Here is a 17881-nt window from a genome sequence, read left to right on the forward strand (position 1 = left end):
AGAGTAAAGAATAAACAATGTCTGTCAGAATTAAATAAAATCATAATGAGTAATTTCATTAATCATAAAGAAGTATTCGGAGAATCATTTTTGCTGGAATCGGCAAAGGCGGAGAACCTGTACTTCGGCTATGCGAAAGACCTGCCGGTAATCGATTATCATAATCACCTTGAACCGGATGTCATTGCTAAAAATCAGAACTTCCGCTCGCCGGCCGCCATCTGGCTGGATGGCGACCATTACAAATGGAGGGCCATGCGGAACTTCGGTGTGCAAGAAAAATTCATTTCCGGAAGTGCTTCGGACGAAGAAAAATTTCAACAATGGGCGGAGGTAGTACCTTATACCCTGCGGAACCCCTTATTCCACTGGACCCACCTGGAACTTAAAAATCCGTTCGGAATCACAGAATATCTTTCCGGGAAAAATTCGGATGCAGTCTATTCCAAAATGAATGATGCCTTGCAATCCGACCCTTTCAGGCCGCAGCAGCTCCTTCAGCATTTTAATGTGGAAACCCTTTGTACTACTGATGATCCTTCAGACAGTCTGGAATTCCATCAGGCTATCAAAGAATCAGATTTTACAATCGGTGTATTTCCGGCATTCAGACCGGATGCCTATATTGCGTTTACTGATGGGCGAGCCTATAGGAACAATCTTCAGAAGCTTGAAATAGCCAGCGGAATCAGCATCAGGTCAGCTTCGGATCTTCTGGAAGCATTACAATTAAGAATCAATTATTTCCATGCTCACGGAGCGCGGATTTCAGACCACGGTTTTGAGTTTTTCCCCGATACGGAGAAATGGAATGATACCTTAGATAAAGAATTCCGTGAATTCCTGAGTGGTGACCGCAAAACATTCTCAGATCCTGGAGCTTTATCCGGATATCTTCTGAAGGAACTTTGCAGGATGTATGCTGCCAAAGGCTGGGTACAGCAGTTCCATGTAGGCGCTACCCGGAACAACAATTCCAAAATGCTTAATAAAATAGGTGTGAATGCCGGATATGATGCTATCGGCGAATCTTATTTTGCCCAAAGGATGAGCATCATGTTTGATGAGCTCAACGCCAGTGACCAACTGGCTAAAACTATTATTTATACCCTGAATCCTACCCTCAATGAAGTACTGGCTACCATGGCAGGAAACTTTAATGAAGAAGGGATCAAAGGAAAAGTGCAGTTCGGGGCAGCCTGGTGGTTTCTGGATCAGCTGGACGGGATGGAAAAACAGATGAATGCCGTTTCCAATTTAGGACTAATCAGCACCTTCATAGGAATGTTGACAGATTCCAGAAGTTTCCTTTCCTTCTCAAGGCATGAGTATTTCAGGAGGCTGCTGTGCAATATGTTTGGCTCCGAAATGGAGAGAGGCCTTTTACCCAACGATGAAGAATGGGTAGGAAAAATTATCCGTGACATTTGCTATTACAATACAAAAAACTATTTCGGATTCTGAGCAAGGCCTTGTCGAGGTTCAAAACCTTGACAAGACTCTATCAAAAAGGGTTTGGAATAAATCTAATGAAAGAAGTTATCCCGCAGGAGCTTTCAGTAAAGCTCCTGCCGATAATGAAAATTAATTGAAAGAATAACCTGTACGGTGTGTAAGCCGGAAAGGTTGCATAAGAATAAAGACGATGGATTCAGGAAAAGTACTTTGTTTCGGGGAATTGCTTCTCCATTTTGCTCCGGATTTAGGAGGGAACTGGCTTGGGGAACAATCTCTGAAGATCTTTGTGGGGGGCGCCGAATACAATGTTGCTTCTGCACTCGCTCAATGGCATCATCCGGTAAAATTGCTTTCAGCCCTGCCTGAAAATTTTGTCGGAAAACAGCTTGAGTCAAAGCTCCAGGATCAGAAAATAGAAGTCCTGGCAGAAAAAAGCAGTGGCAGGCTCGGAACATTTTACCTGTCGTCCGATGGCGATATGCAGCATGCACAGGTGATCTATGACCGTTTTCCTTCCGTATTTACAGCATCGGATTTTTCGTCTTACAGTCCGGAGGAGGTATTCAGTGGCGTTCAGTGGCTCCATATCAGTACCATTACACCGGCATTAAGTGAAAAAGCCCATCAGAAATGTGTGGAACTGATGAAAGAAGCGGCATCCAGGAAGATCAAGGTTTCACTGGATCTGAATTACAGGGCAGCATTATGGCAAGGAAAAAACCCTTCTGCCAGCATTAAGGAACTGATGCCTTTCGTCAATGTCCTGATGGGAAACATCTGGTCGATTCAGCAGTTTCTGGAAATCCCGGTAGTATATGAACTAGACGGAACTTTCAACGATCAGAACCTTTTAAGACAGGCAGAACAATCTGCCGCTGAAATTCAACATGCTTACCCGAATGTTGAAATAATTGCCAATACTTTCCGGTTTACCCAAGGAGATGAGGTGAATTATTATGCAACATTATATGCAGATCAGCAGCTCTTTGTTTCAGAACAGTACTATTCCGAAAAAGTGGAGGAAAGGGTAGGCAGCGGAGATTCATTTATGGCCGCACTCATCCACGGAATCTTAAAAAGAAATTCTACACCTAAAATATTGGAAGATGCCACAAAAGTCGCTTTCCTGAAACTTTTTGTAAAAGGCGATACCATCAACGAAACCATCAATATCGAACAATTATGAACCTCTCAGTTATTCAGCAGATAAAAAACCAGAAAATCGTTCCGTTGTTTTACAACGAGTCGTTTGAAGTTTCAGAAAATATTATAAAAGCCTTATATAAAGTCGGGATCCGGGCTATAGAATATACCAACCGCGGCAGTCAGGCACTTGAAAATTTCACCCGGCTGAAAGAAATTTCCGCTGTGGAGTTTCCTGAACTTTTATTGGGTATCGGAACGGTAAAAAATACAAAAGAACTTGACGATTATGCCGATGTGAAGGCAGATTTCATCATTACACCGGTAATCAGCGAAGAGCTGGTGAAGAAGGCTTCAGAGAGAAATATCCTGCTCATTCCGGGCTGCTTTACACCGTCCGACGTCAATGTCGCCTTTCAGAACGGATTAACCATGGTAAAGATATTCCCTGCCGATGCTTTGGGAAAGAATTATATCAAATCCATCAGGCCTGTATTTCCGGGAATGAACTTTATGCCGACCGGCGGAGTGCATGCCGATGCTGAGGATATCAATGAGTGGTTCAAAGGGGGTGCCGCAGCAGTAGGATTGGGAAGTTCCCTGATCCAGGCAGATTTCAGCGCAGAACAGCTGACTGAAAAAGTGAAGGATTTATTAGAACAACTTAATCAAAATTAAATGCAGGCTCCTAAAAACCAAAACATACGATGGTTCATGCTGTCCCTCGTCTTTCTGGCTACGACGATCAATTATCTTGACCGTCAGGTCATGGGGCTGCTGAAACCCGTTCTTGAAAAAGAATTCAGCTGGGACGAAAAAGATTACAGCTACATCGTAATGGCCTTTACTGCTACCTATGCTGTCGGTTACCTAGCAATGGGAAGGTTCATCGACCGGGTAGGAACCAAGATCGGGTATGCGGTTTCACTGATTGTCTGGAGTCTTGCTTCCATCGGGCATGGTTTTGTAAAAAGTACCGTAGGATTTCTGGTGGCAAGAAGTACGCTGGGAATCAGTGAGGCAGGAAATTTCCCTGCAGCCATCAAATCTGTTGCTGAGTGGTTCCCGAAAAAAGAAAGGGCTTTGGCAACCGGTATTTTCAATTCCGGGGCTACTGTGGGAGCAATTCTGGCACCGCTTCTGGTTCCATTCATCTTGGGCCATTACGGCTGGAGGCAAACCTTTGTATGGATCGGTGCTTTGGGATTGCTATGGATTATTCTATGGTGGAGATTCTATACCATTCCTGAAAAAACAAAAAGACTGAGTCCTGAAGAACTACGATACATCAAAAGCGATCAGGATGGAAAGACCGAAGAGCAATCCAAAGTTCCCCTTTCCGAAATCCTGAAATACAAAGTTACCTGGTCTTTTGCCATCGGAAAAATCATGACAGATCCCATCTGGTATTTCTTCATGTTCTGGCTTCCGGCGTATTTTGCCGATGTATTTAAAATGGATCTCACCAAACCTTCAATACCATTGATTATTATCTACAGCGGAACCACAATAGGCAGTATTGGAGGAGGATATCTTTCCTCTATGCTGATTAAAAAAGGCTGGGATATTAAAAAAGCAAGAAGCCTTACCATGCTTTTATTTGCCTTAATGGTTGTTCCGGTAATGTTTTCGAAATATGTTGACAATATGTGGCTGATAACAATTATCATTGCCTTTGCTACAGCTGCACACCAGGGTTGGGGGGCCAATCTGATGACTACAGTAGGGGATAAATTACCGAATAATTACGTTAGTTCTGTTATCGGATTTGGCGGAATGCTCGGTTCAGTGGCCGGAATTATTTTCCCGCTATTTATCGGGATTGTTCTTGACGCATTTAAAAAATCAGGCAATATCAACGGCGGATACAACATTATCTTTTTTATTGCCGGAATTTCCTATATCGCAGCCTGGGGAATCATACGGTTGATCAACAGGAACAAGAAATAACTGTCGGAACGGAGCATTGATCAGAAGGGAATAGCCTTATATCAATGGCAGAAGCAAAAAACACAAGAGAAGAAAGAATAATGTTCAGTACGTAACGAATGTAAAATTGAATATTTAAATTAATGAATCTCAAACCTTGCATACTCACATTCTGTCTTTTCACAAGCCTGTTTTCCTTTGCCCAGAAAGGAGGGAAAAACAAGCTTTGGTACGACAAGCCTGCCAAGCAGTGGGTGGAAGCATTGCCTGTCGGAAACGGAAGGCTTGCGGCAATGGTTTACGGTGATCCTTCCAAAGAAAAGCTTCAGCTCAATGAAAGCACGTTCTGGTCCGGCGGTCCTTCCCGGAATGATAACCCGGACGGGCCGAAAGTCCTGGATTCTATCCGGTATTATTTATTCAACGAAAATTATAAACGGGCGCAGATTCTTGCAGACCAGGGACTAACAGCGAAAAGCCTTCATGGTTCAGCTTATCAGAATATCGGCGATCTTATTCTTGATTTTAACGATCTTAAAGAGGTTAAAAATTACTACAGGGAATTGGATATCGAAAAAGCCATTGCCACCACAATATTTACTTCAAACGGAATTACATTTAAAAGAGAAGTTTTCGCTTCCATTCCGGATCATGTTATTGTTATTAAACTGAGTTCAGACCAAAAAAAAGCACTCAATTTTACCGCTCACTTCAATGGTGAACTTAAAAAGAGCGTGAAGGCCATTGATGCCAATACTTTACAGATGGATGGTTTATCATCTACATTGGATGGTGTTCAGGGTCGGGTGAAATTCAATGCACTGGCAAAATTCATCAACAAAGGTGGAAAAACACAGGTTTCAGGAAACGGAATTTCGGTAAGTAATGCCAATGAAGTACTGGTCCTCATTTCGATCGCCACCAATTTCACAGATTACAAAACCTTACAGGCAGACGAAGTTTCAAAAAGCAAAAAATACATCGAAGCGGCACAAAATAAATCTTTTATAAGCTTATTCAAAAATCACCTGGCGGCCTATCAGAAATATTTCAAAAGAGTAGATTTCAATTTAGGCACTTCGGAGGCAGCAAAAAATCCGACCGATATCAGGGTTAAAAACTTTGCAACCACCAACGATCCGGAGCTCATTGCATTATATTACCAATTCGGACGCTATCTACTGATTTCCTCGTCACAGCCGGGCGGTCAGCCTGCCAATCTCCAGGGCATTTGGAACAATTCCAACAAACCGGCCTGGGACAGCAAATACACCATCAACATCAACACGGAAATGAATTACTGGCCTGCCGAAAAGACCAATCTTTCCGAGATGCACGAACCGCTGATTCAGATGATAAAAGACTTAAGCGAATCAGGAAAAGAAACGGCAAAAACGATGTACAAAAGCCGAGGCTGGGTCGCACATCACAATACGGATATCTGGAGAATCACAGGCGTTGTAGATTTTTCCAACGCAGGAATGTGGCCGATGGGCGGAGCCTGGCTTTCCCAGCATCTTTGGGAAAAATATTTGTACAATGGCGATAAAAATTATCTTCAATCCATTTATCCAATTCTAAAATCTGCCGCTCAATTCTATGAAGATTTTCTGATAGAAGAACCGACGCATCATTGGCTGGTTGTGAGTCCTTCAATGTCTCCCGAGAATATTCCGGACGGACATCAGGGAAGTGCTTTGGCAGCAGGAAATACGATGGATAATCAGCTGATGTTTGACCTTTTTACTAAGACAAAAAAAGCGGCAGAAATTCTTAATATAAACTCAGATAAAATCCCGGTTTGGAACAATATCATTTCAAAATTACCACCGATGAAAATCGGAAGATATAGTCAACTGCAGGAATGGATGGGCGATTGGGATAACCCGGAAGACAGCCACAGGCATGTTTCGCATCTGTATGGTCTGTTTCCTTCCAACCAAATCAATCCCTTCACCACACCGGAATTGACAGACGCCGCCAAAACCGTTCTCCTTCATCGAGGCGATGTTTCCACTGGCTGGTCGATGGGCTGGAAAGTCAATCTCTGGGCCAAATTACTGGATGGGAACCATGCCAATAAATTAATCAAAGATCAACTGACCCTGGTAGAAAAAGACGGTTGGGGAAGCAAAGGCGGAACCTACCCGAATCTGTTCGATGCCCATCCGCCGTTCCAGATCGACGGAAACTTCGGCTGTACCTCGGGAATTACCGAAATGCTGCTGCAAACACAGAACGGTTTCATCGATATTCTTCCCGCACTTCCCGACGAATGGAAAAACGGTAATATCTCCGGACTGAAAACCTATGGCGGATTTGAAGTGAGCATCGTTTGGGAAAATCATAAAGCGAAAGAAATTACCATACAATCAGCATTAGGCGGAAATTGCAGAATCAGAATTCCGGACGAAATGGAATTAAGAGGAAAAACAAAACTTAAAAAAGCAGAAGGCAAAAATCCGAATCCCTTTTTTGAGACACCTGAAATTAAGGAACCAATGATTTCTAGCAAAGCTAAATTGAATTCGATTGAAATTAAAAACGGTTTGGTGTACGATTTCCCGACTGAAGCAGGAAAAACATATATTTTAAAAATGAAATAGATAATAATTTGACTATGTATAACTCCTTTGTTAGGTTTGGGCAGCTTTATCCGTCTTCCGCTCCCAATCTTTTTTGCAGACGATTCAGACTAAAAAGAATTTTAATACAAGCAAAAAAGGATTTCCGCTCAAGCCGGGCTGCGAGTGATTCAACGGATAATTATGGTAGAAAGGTTTGAAACATGTTAGTCACAAGAAAAATTTACAAAAACTCCGTAGGAGTGACCTGATAATAGAAAAAAGTTAATTGCAATCAAAGCCTCGTAGAGGCGACCTGTTAATAACAAGAACAGAAGGGTTCAACAACAATAGCCACAGGTGAAACCTGTGGAATAAATAACAAATAAGTAAAACCACACGCGCAACCCGTGGGAATTAATAAAATAAAAATTAAGAAATTTATATATGAAATCGCGATGATTAGCAGCAAACGCACACACCAATGAAGATACAGCGATTCCATATGACCTTTGAAAATAATTAATATCTACATATGAAAAAGAGACCCATGAATCCGAATTTTTTAAAGAACAAATTCACCCTGCTGACGGCAGCAGCGTTCTTAAGCGTGAGCAACATTTCTGCTCAGACCTTTTCCGATTTCAACTACCGTGGAAACGATAAAATATACAATGACAATCCACTGAAACCGGACGAGTTCTACTCGCCGATCCTTCAGGGCTGTTATCCGGACCCGAGCATCACCAAAAAAGGAGACGACTATTATCTGGTGAATTCTTCATTTTCGATGTTTCCGGGCGTTCCGATCTTCACGTCGAAAGATATGGTCAACTGGAAACAAATCGGCCACGTACTGGATCGCCCGTCTCAATTAAAAGTAGAAAAAGGAGGCGTTTCCCAGGGAATTTATGCACCGGACATCAAGTATAACAAATACAACGACACGTTCTACATGATCACCACGCAGATTGCGGGGGGAGTAGGAAACATGGTCGTCAAAACCAAAGACCCTGCAAAAGGCTGGAGCGAAGTGCAGAAGCTGAATTTTGACGGGATCGATCCTGCGATCTTCTTTGACGACGACGGAAAAGCGTACATCGTTCACAACGATGCGCCGCCAAAGGGAACCGAGCAGTATCAGGGGCACCGCGTCATCAAAATGTGGGATTACGATCTGGAAAAAGACCAGGTAGTAGCAGGATCTGATAGGATTATTGTTAATGCCGGTGTCGATATCACCCAAAAACCGATCTGGATCGAAGGTCCGCATTTATACAAATACAAAGGAAAATATTACCTGATGTGCGCCGAAGGCGGAACCGGAGGATGGCACAGCGAAGTGATCTTTATGGCCGATTCGCCGAAAGGACCGTTTGTTCCGGCAAAGAACAACCCGATCCTGACGCAGCGTTATTTCCCGAAAGACCGCAAGGAAAAAGTAGACTGGGCAGGCCATGCCGATCTAGTGGAAGGCCCGAACGGACAATGGTACGGCGTATTCCTGGCCATCCGTCCGAATGTCAACAACAGGGTTACCAAAGGCCGGGAAACCTTCGTATTACCAGTAGACTGGAGCGGAACGTATCCGGTTTTCCAGAACGGGCTGGTTCCGATGAAACCGAAACTGAAATTACCCGAAGGCACTCAAAACCAGACCGGACAGAACGGATTCTTCCCGAACGGAAACTTTACGTATAATGATAAACTGACCGATAAAAACCTGGATTACCGTTGGATCGCCATGCGCGGACCGCGTGAGAACTTCATCACTTCCACTAAAAATGGGGTAAAAGTGAATCCTATGGAAACAAATATCAAAGCGTTAGCTCCGGTTTCCGCCTTGTTCCACAGGTTGCAACACGAAGATTTTGAAACTTCCGTAACCCTGGATTTTAAGCCGAAATCTGAAAAAGAACTGGCCGGAATTACCTGCTATCAAAGTGAAAGGTTCAATTATGTTTTCGGAATTACCAAAAAAGGCAAAGACTATTATATCGTTCTGGAAAGAACAGAGAAAGGAGCATCCCGACTGATCGCCAGTGAGAAAATTTCATTGTCAAAAACCATTAAACTGCAGTTAATGGGTGAGAACGACAACATCAGCTTCAACTATGCATTAGACGGTAAAAACTTTAAAAATCTGGGCGGACCGGTTTCAGGAGACATCCTATCAACCGATGTGGCAGGCGGTTTCACCGGAAGTTTAATCGGTCTGTACAGCACGTCGTCTAACGATATTGTACCGAATTAATAATGAGTAATTAAGCATAATCAATAGGAACGGGCTTTAGCCCGTTTTCAAAAAAACAGCATCCATTTGGCTTTAGCCAAAATCTAAAGCAGGATTTGAAATAAAGCCAATGATAAACAGAAATTGGTTATCAGTCCAAAGTGGATGCAATAAATTGATACATTGCTTTGCTGAGTTGAAGTCTATACTGAGCCTGCCGAATTGCTTTTAAATCTAAAAGCAGTTGGCAATCAAAAAATCTTTGCGGGTATTGCGTATAAAAATAAAATTTTCAAATTTTGAATATTAAAAAATCATTTTATATAGTTTCTTTTTTGGGATTTATCGGGCTGAATGATCTTTCAGCCCAGGTAAATCCTGCTCATAAAGCAACAACGGCATTTACAAATCCCATCATCTGGGCAGATGCACCGGATTTGTCGATCACCAGAAACGGCGATGACTTTTTCCTTATCAGTACCACCATGCATCTGATGCCGGGTGCTCCGGTAATGCATTCCAAAGACTTGGTGCATTGGGAAGTGGCAAGCTATGTATTTGACACTCTGAATGACAATTCAAAATATGACCTGCTGAACGGAACCGTTTACGGGCGCGGGCAATGGGCATCGTCCATCCGGTATCATAAAGGAAAATATTATGTCTTGTTTTCTCCGAATGACGAACCGTTCAAATCCTATTTCTATGTCACGGATAATCCCGAAAAAGGCAACTGGAAACTTATTACAAGGACCAGGCATTTTCACGACGCCTCTTTGTTCTTTGATGACGATGACCGCGTCTATGTGTTTACTTCCAATAAAGTTTTTGAGCTGAGCCCTGATTTTAAAACGGTTATCGGAAACCCCGACGGTACGCAGGTCTTTCAAAAAGATGAATCTGAAACAGGACTTCTGGAAGGCAACCAGATCATCAAAAAGGACGGGAAATATTACATGATGATGATTTCCTGGCCGAGAGGCGGAAAACGGAGGCAGGTCGTGTACCGGTCTGATAAAGTCACCGGGCCTTTCGAAAAGAAAGTCGTTCTGGAAGATAATTTCCTTGGATTTTCCTATGCCGGGCAGGGTGCCCTGATAGATGACAAAAATGGCAACTGGTATTCACTGATCTTTCAGGACAGAAATGGAGTAGGAAGGGTTCCTGTTTTACTTCCTGTAAAATGGGAGAACGGATGGCCGGTGCTGGGCGACAACGGAAGAGTGCCTTTGAAAGGAGAGGTTCCGCTTTCACCATTTAAACCAAAAAATCATTTGGTAGAGAGCGATGAATTTTCCGGTAAAAAAATGAAAATCCAGTGGCAGTGGAACCACAATCCTGTCAATTCCGCATGGTCATTATCCGAACGGAAAGGATTTTTAAGGCTGAAAACATCCAGAATAGGAGATAATTTGTACCTCGCTCCGAATACATTGACCCAAAGAATGGAAGGCCCGACATCCAGCGGCATAGTGGCTTTGGAGGTAAAAGGAATGAAGGACGGCGATGTTGCCGGTTTCAGTGCCTTCAACGGAGATTCCGGGATTTTATCTGTGGTAATGGAAGGCGGCAAAAAGTATGTGGTATTCTCAACCAACGAAGTGAGTCTGGACAATAAAACCAAGGCGGTAACGGAGGCTAAAAAAGAACAGAAAAAACGGATTCCTTTGAACGCTGACAAAGTCTATTTTAAAATCGATGCTGATTTCAACCTGGGAAAAGACCTGGCAGATTTTTATTACAGCACCGACGGGAAAAACTGGACGGAAATGGCGAAAGATTACAAAATGATCTTCGACTACCGCAGATTCTTTATGGGTTCCAAATTTGCGATCTTCAATTATGCCACTCAAGATCCGGGCGGTTTTGTGGATGTTGATTTTTTCAGGGTTAAAACAGATTTAAAATAAAATTGAATAATTTCGGAAAAATTTAAATGCTACGATGTTCAACTAATAAAAATGCGATAAGCCATAAAATAGCAAAACCATTAGAACATAGAATACAGCGTTATAACAGCAATGAAAGGATAGAATCTTTAAGCCCTGAAAGGGCGACATCATGAGCGTAAGGTGCAGCCCTATGAAATTTATGGAAAAATAGATAGGATAAGTAACAGACCAAATTGAAAGCCCTGAAAGGGCGGCTTAAATAAGCATAGGGTGTTAGCCCTATGACAAAAAAGCACAACGAAAAAACCAATTCCTGAAAGGAAGGTTTAAATCAGAATAAGGTGTTAGCCTATGATAAAAAGCGCGAAATAACCATCCATCAAAGCTCCGTAGGAGCGGTCTGTTAATAGCAAATAGTATTAAAATTAACACAAGCCTCGTAGAGGCGACCTGTTAATAAACAACTGCAAAAACTACAAATAAAGCGAAAAAAATAAACCCTTGCCGGTATTATTTTTTTGTCTAAATTAATAAGTGTAAAAATTACAAATAAAAACCAATGAAGATTACATCTCTACTTATTATAAGCGCATCATTGATTGTGGTGCCGTTAACAGCCCAGAATACACAAAGACAGGCTCCTGCAGGATTTGATGTGGCCAATACCGGAATTCCTCATGGTAAAATCGACTCGATTCAATATCCCTCAAAGACCGTAGGCGTAACCCGAAAAGCACTGATTTATACGCCGCCGGGCTTCAAAAAGGGGAATAAATATCCGGTCCTGTACCTGCTTCACGGGATAGGCGGGGACGAAAAAGAATGGTATAAAAACGGGACGCCGCAGATTATTCTCGATAACCTGTATGCGCAGGGAAAACTTACCCCGATGATTGTCGTGCTGCCAAACGGAAGAGCGATGAAAGACGACCGGGCGACCGGCAACATCATGGCCAAAGACAAAGTGGAAGCATTTGCTACTTTTGAAAAAGATTTGCTGAACGATCTCATTCCGTATGTAGAAAAGAAATTTCCGGTTAAAAAAGACCGTGACAACAGAGCGATTGCGGGACTTTCGATGGGCGGCGGACAAACCCTGAACTTCGGGCTTGGAAACATCGACAAATTTGCCTGGGTAGGAGGGTTTTCATCCGCTCCGAATACAAAAGAACCGCAGAAGTTGCTTCCGGATCCTGCTAAAGCAAAGAATTTAAAATTGCTCTGGATTTCTTGTGGTGATGCCGACGGACTGATGCCGTTCAGCAAAAGGACCCACGATTACCTGGCCCTGAATAAAATCCCGCACATTTTCTACATCGAACCGGGCGGCCATGATTTCAAGGTATGGAAAAACGATTTGTATATTTTCTCTCAGCTGATTTTCAAGCCTGTTGACAAAACCACGTTCTCCGATTTTACCGTATTGGGTCTTCCTGCAGAATCCAACATAAGGAATGCACAGTACCCACAGATCATGCCTAACGGAAAGGCCATTTTCAGGGTAAAAGCGCCGGAAGCGCAGAAAGTCCAGATCGATCTTGGAAAAAAATACGACCTGACCAAAGATTCAGACGGTGTCTGGAAAACAACGACCGATTCTTTAAGCGAAGGATTCCATTACTATTCAATGGTAATCGACAATGTACTGGTGGCAGACCCTTCCAGCAAGACTTTTTACGGAATGGGAAGATACGCCAGCGGAATCGAGGTGCCTTTTGCTGGCGATGGCTATTATGCGATGAAAGACGTCCCGCACGGAGACATCAGGATTCAGAATCTTTTCTCGAAAGTAACCAATTCCTGGAGGAGGGTGTTTATTTACACGCCGCCGGGCTATGATAAAAATACTGCTGAATCGTATCCGGTACTGTATATCCTGCACGGCGGCGGCGAGGACGAAAGCGGATGGGCGATGCAGGGAAAAACCAACCTGATTATGGACAACCTGATTGCCGAAGGCAAAGCTAAACCGATGATCATCGTGATGCCGGATGCCAATATCGGACCTGTGGGATTCGGAAGCTTCGGAGACCGTAATCTTCAGATGTTTGACAAGGAACTGAAAGAATCAGTTATCCCATTTGCCGAAGCGAACTTCAGGATTAAAAAAGATGCCGCCAACAGGGCATTGGCCGGACTTTCAATGGGCGGAATCTACACGCTGCACACAGGTGTTCAGAATTACAATATGTTTTCCTCGCTGGGTGTTTTCAGCTCAGGGTGGATCCTGCCTTCACTTCAGGAAGTCGCGGACAAAGAATATCAGTTTATGACCGATAACCAATCGCAGATCAATTCCAACATCAAAAACTTCTGGATTTCGATGGGCGGAAAAGAAGATATCGCTTACAAAAACTGCCAGGTGATGATGAAAAAACTGGACGATCTGGGCATTAGATATACTTATTCCGAATATCCGGGCGGTCACACCTGGCCGGTATGGAGGAATAACCTGTACAACTTTGCGCAGCTGCTTTTCAAATAAATCCGGAGACAAGCGTACATTTTAAAGGGAGCAATGCGGAGCGACAGTGCCGATGATGAAGCAGATCGATGATATGTACGCTTCATCAGGTCAGCCAGCTGATTATTTCTTTGCCTGCTTACATTAAACATCAGGAAAATTTAACCTTTGCGTTAACAAAAATCCGGTAAGATAAATAAACTTTAAGTCTGTAAAAATTCAGTCTTATTCCAAATCACAAAAAATGAATTTTAACACAGTAAAAACCAGAATATTTTTCCTTACGGTGGTCATGCTCTCAGGAAATACCGATGCGCAATCCTATAAAAAAACGGATTCCGGATTGAGCCTTTCTGCGGGAAATCTGGCTATTGAAGTAAAATGGTATGGTGGGAACACGGTAAGGGTAATGAAATATCCTGTCGGAAAATCATGGGTGAAAAACAGTCTGGCAATCATCCAAAAGGAACAGCAGACCCGGTTTTCGGTTTCCGAAAACAATGATGTTATTTTATTAAAATCGGATCATCTACAGCTTTCCATTGATGTTAAGACCGGAAAAATAAGTTACCGGTCACCGTCAGGACAGGAACTTTTGAAAGAAACCGGAAGTAATTTCAAGCCATTCAACGATGTCGGGAATCAAACTTTATCCGTTTCTCAATCTTTTCAGCTGGAGAAAGAAGAGCCGATCTATGGCCTGGGAATTCTGCAGAACGGGAAAATGTCTCAGCGGAATACCGATGTTAAAATGATTCAGAACAACACCTGGGATTTTATTCCGTTCTTTCAGTCGGTGAAAGGATATGGAGTGTTCTGGGACAACGAATCGCCGACCCAATTTACCGATACGCCGCAGCAGACGTCTTTCTCTTCCGAGGTGGGCGAGGGCATTGATTATTATTTTATTTATGGAAAAAATGCCGACGGTGTTGTAGCCGGAATTCGGAACCTGACTGGGAATGTGCCGATGCTCCCGCTCTGGACTTACGGCTATTGGCAGAGCAAAGAACGCTACAAGAGTCAGGATGAACTGGTAGATGTAGTAAAAAAATACAGGGAATTAAAAGTCCCTCTTGACGGAATCATCCAGGATTGGCAATATTGGGGAAACAATTACCAGTGGAATGCGATGGATTTCATCAGCCTTGATTTTCCTGATGCCAAAAAAATGATTCAGGATATTCATGATAACAATGCACACCTTTCCGTTTCCATATGGTCGTCATTCGGCCCGATGACTCATCCGTACCGGGAAATGGATCAGAAAGGAATGCTGTTCAACTTTAAAACCTGGCCGGAATCGGGACGTGATGTATGGCCGCCGGATATGAATTATCCTTCCGGCGTGCGTGTATACGATGCGTACAACCCCGAAGCGCGGAATATGTATTGGAAATATTTAAATAAGGGCCTTTTCAGCTTAGGAGTAGATTCCTGGTGGATGGATTCTACCGAGCCCGACCACCTCAGCCAGAAACCGGAAGACCTCGATACCAAAACGTATTTAGGATCATTCAGAAAAGTGAGAAATGCCTATCCGTTAATGACGGTAGGCGGTGTTTATGATCATCAGCGCGAAACGACAGGCGATAAAAGGGTTTTTATTCTCACCAGATCAGCATTTGCCGGCCAGCAAAGATACGGAGCCAACACCTGGTCGGGTGACGTCAATTCTTCTTGGGAAATGTTGCGCAACCAGGTGCCGGCAGGTTTAAATTTCAGCCTTACCGGAAACCCGAATTTCAATTCAGATATCGGCGGTTTCTTTGCCGGTGTTTACCGAAAGAACGGTGGTGCGAAGAGCCCGGTGTTCCAGGAATTGTATGTTCGCTGGCTCCAGTACGGAACTTTCACTCCGATGATGCGTTCCCACGGGACCGATGTTCCCAGGGAAATTTATCAGTTCGGAAAAAAAGGTGATGTCGTGTATGATGCAATAGAAAAATTCATCAGGCTGCGCTACAGCATGCTGCCGTATATTTATTCCGTTTCCCATGACGTTTCCAAAAACAATTCGAGTTTTCTCCGGGCAGTGTCAATGGATTTTTCATCAGATAAAAATACCTGGGATATCAATAATGAATATCTTTTCGGGAAGTCATTGCTGGTAGCACCTGTTCTCCATGCGCAGTACACCCCGGAAAAAATCATAACCACCGATGAAAACCAGGGCTGGAATAAAGATAACGGTACAAAGAAAGAAAATCAGGATTCCGGGATCGATTTCACCCAAAATAAAACCGTGCAAGTCTATCTTCCGGCCGGAACCGATTGGTTCGACTTCTGGACGAATCAGAAGCACAGCGGCGGTCAGAAGATTGAAAAATCCGTTACCCTCCAGAGCATTCCATTATACGTGAAAGCAGGAAGCATTATTCCGTTTGGTCCTGATGTACAATATGCAACGGAGAAAAAATGGGATTACCTTACCGTAAAAATCTATCCCGGAGCCGATGCCGATTTTGTTTTGTACGAAGATGAATTCGACAATTACAATTATGAAAAAGGAGCCTTTACTGAAATTCCTTTTCACTGGAACGAAAAATCAAAAACACTTACCGTTGAAGCCCGGAAAGGTAAATTTAACGGGATGATTGAAAAAAGAAATTTCAGTTTACTTCTTCCGGGCGGTCAGCAGAAAACCGTGAATTATTCCGGGAAAAAGATCAACGTAAGTTTTAAATAATCTTAAAGTATGACAATGAAATTTTTAAGTTTAACCATGATATTCGGATGCTTCCAGGCCGCATTTGCCCAGAATCCCATCATCCAGACCAAATTCACTGCCGACCCTGCGCCGATGGTTTACAAAGACACGGTTTTCCTTTATACCAGCCACGATGAAGACGATGCTTTCGGATTCAAAATGAAAGACTGGTTACTATACACTTCCACAGATATGGTCAATTGGACAGACCATGGTGTAGTGGCTTCTCTTAAAGATTTTAAATGGGTAAATACCGACAACGGTGCCTGGGCGCCACAGGTTGTTGAAAGAAAAGGAAAATTCTATATGTACTGTCCAATGCCCAACAATATGGGTATTGGCGTTTTGGTGGCGGACAGTCCGTATGGTCCTTTCACCGATCCTATCGGCAAGCCTTTGATCAAAAATTCTCTGGATGACATCGATCCCACAGTTTTAATTGATGACGATGGGCAGGCTTATCTGTACTGGGGAAATCCCAATCTTTGGTATGCTAAACTCAACGAAGATATGATCTCGCTTGCCGGACCAATTACCAAAGACCCTTCGTTTGCGAAGGTCAAAGACCAGCCAGATCCTTTCAAATATCAGGAGGGACCCTGGGCGTGGAAACGAAACGGAATCTACTATATGGCTTACGCTTCTAAATGTTGTCCGGAAGGAATTGGTTATGCAATGGCAAAATCACCTACAGGTCCTTGGAATTATGGAGGTGTGATCATGGATGGCGACCAGAGATCCAGCGGAAATCATCCCGGTATCATAGATTTCAAAGGCAAATCTTATGTTTTCGGATTCAATCATATGCTTAGAATGCAGACGATGAGCAAACATTACGAACGCCGGTCTGTTAGTGTCACAGAAATTACCTACAATGCAGATGGAACCATTCAGAAACTTCCTTTCTGGACTACGGATGGTGCAAAAAGAGTGGGTACTCTGGACCCTTATAAAAAAGTGGAAGCAGAAACAATGGCTTACAGCGAAGGTCTGAAAACAGAAATGGTCACAGAATGGGAACGCAATCAACCCTATAACAGAGGTAAAAAAATCACAGACCGTGTCATCGTTACCTCAATTAACAATGGTGATTATATTAAAATCCAGGGGGTAGATTTTTCCAAAGGCGTAAAATCTCTGGATGTGAATGTTGCTTCTCTTTACGGAGGGAAAATAGAAGTGCGTTCAGATGCTCTTAATGGGCCATTGCTGGGAGTTGTAAACGTTACAGGAAAAGGTGATGGCGACTTATATAAGACCATTAATACACCTCTGAAAAGTGTAAAAGGAATCCACGATTTATATTTTGTTTTTAAAGGTGAAAAAGACCTTTTCTATTTTGATTGGTGGAAATTTAATGAAAATTAAAGCTGAATTCAGGAATATCAATAGAAATGGGCATTGTCATCCTGAGCCAGTCGAAGGAAGCCCATTTTATACAGAAGAGGTAATTGGCTTTAGCCAAAACTTATTGTTATGAGTTACATT

The 17881-nt window shown here is 43.0% G+C and carries 10 protein-coding genes; all 10 read left to right on the top strand.

Annotated features, from left to right (window positions below; all coding sequences use genetic code 11):
• Nucleotides 1-45: 45 nt before the first annotated feature.
• The 10 genes from uxaC to QE404_RS05905 all read left to right on the top strand — a co-directional run bounded on the left by uxaC (nt 46) and on the right by QE404_RS05905 (nt 17761).
• A complete protein-coding gene (uxaC, locus tag QE404_RS05860) occupies nt 46-1464 on the top strand; it encodes a glucuronate isomerase (RefSeq protein ID WP_307447825.1) in 1419 nt (472 codons plus the stop codon).
• A gap of 181 nt (nt 1465-1645) precedes the next feature.
• Nucleotides 1646-2644: a sugar kinase gene (locus tag QE404_RS05865; RefSeq protein WP_307447828.1), complete on the top strand. Its 999-nt coding sequence runs from the start codon at nt 1646-1648 to the stop codon at nt 2642-2644.
• Complete coding sequence (locus tag QE404_RS05870) at nt 2641-3279, top strand: bifunctional 4-hydroxy-2-oxoglutarate aldolase/2-dehydro-3-deoxy-phosphogluconate aldolase (protein WP_307447832.1); 639 nt, start codon at nt 2641-2643, stop codon at nt 3277-3279. Before QE404_RS05865 ends, QE404_RS05870 begins: the two co-directional genes overlap by 4 nt.
• Nucleotides 3280-4551, top strand: coding sequence for an MFS transporter (locus QE404_RS05875; RefSeq protein ID WP_307453757.1), 1272 nt, complete (start codon nt 3280-3282; stop codon nt 4549-4551).
• A gap of 122 nt (nt 4552-4673) precedes the next feature.
• A complete protein-coding gene (locus QE404_RS05880; RefSeq protein WP_307447838.1) occupies nt 4674-7136 on the top strand; it encodes a glycoside hydrolase family 95 protein in 2463 nt (820 codons plus the stop codon).
• A gap of 493 nt (nt 7137-7629) precedes the next feature.
• Nucleotides 7630-9348 (top strand): glycoside hydrolase family 43 protein, encoded by a 1719-nt coding sequence (locus tag QE404_RS05885; RefSeq protein ID WP_307447841.1) that lies wholly within the window; start codon nt 7630-7632, stop codon nt 9346-9348.
• Between the two features lie 278 nt (nt 9349-9626).
• Nucleotides 9627-11237 carry a glycoside hydrolase family 43 protein gene (locus tag QE404_RS05890; RefSeq protein ID WP_307447843.1) on the top strand — a complete coding sequence of 537 codons (1611 nt, stop codon included), beginning with the start codon at nt 9627-9629 and terminating at the stop codon, nt 11235-11237.
• 541 nt (nt 11238-11778) lie between these two features.
• A complete protein-coding gene (locus QE404_RS05895) occupies nt 11779-13704 on the top strand; it encodes an alpha/beta hydrolase-fold protein (RefSeq protein WP_307447846.1) in 1926 nt (641 codons plus the stop codon).
• A 223-nt stretch (nt 13705-13927) separates the two neighbouring features.
• The gene (locus tag QE404_RS05900) at nt 13928-16372 is read left to right on the top strand and encodes a glycoside hydrolase family 31 protein (protein ID WP_307447849.1); all 2445 of its coding nucleotides are present in this window, start codon (nt 13928-13930) and stop codon (nt 16370-16372) included.
• Between the two features lie 15 nt (nt 16373-16387).
• Nucleotides 16388-17761, top strand: coding sequence for a glycoside hydrolase family 43 protein (locus tag QE404_RS05905; RefSeq protein WP_307447852.1), 1374 nt, complete (start codon nt 16388-16390; stop codon nt 17759-17761).
• Nucleotides 17762-17881: the final 120 nt, after the last annotated feature.

Source organism: Chryseobacterium camelliae (genome assembly GCF_030818575.1).
Taxonomy (GTDB): Bacteria; Bacteroidota; Bacteroidia; order Flavobacteriales; family Weeksellaceae; genus Chryseobacterium; species Chryseobacterium camelliae_A.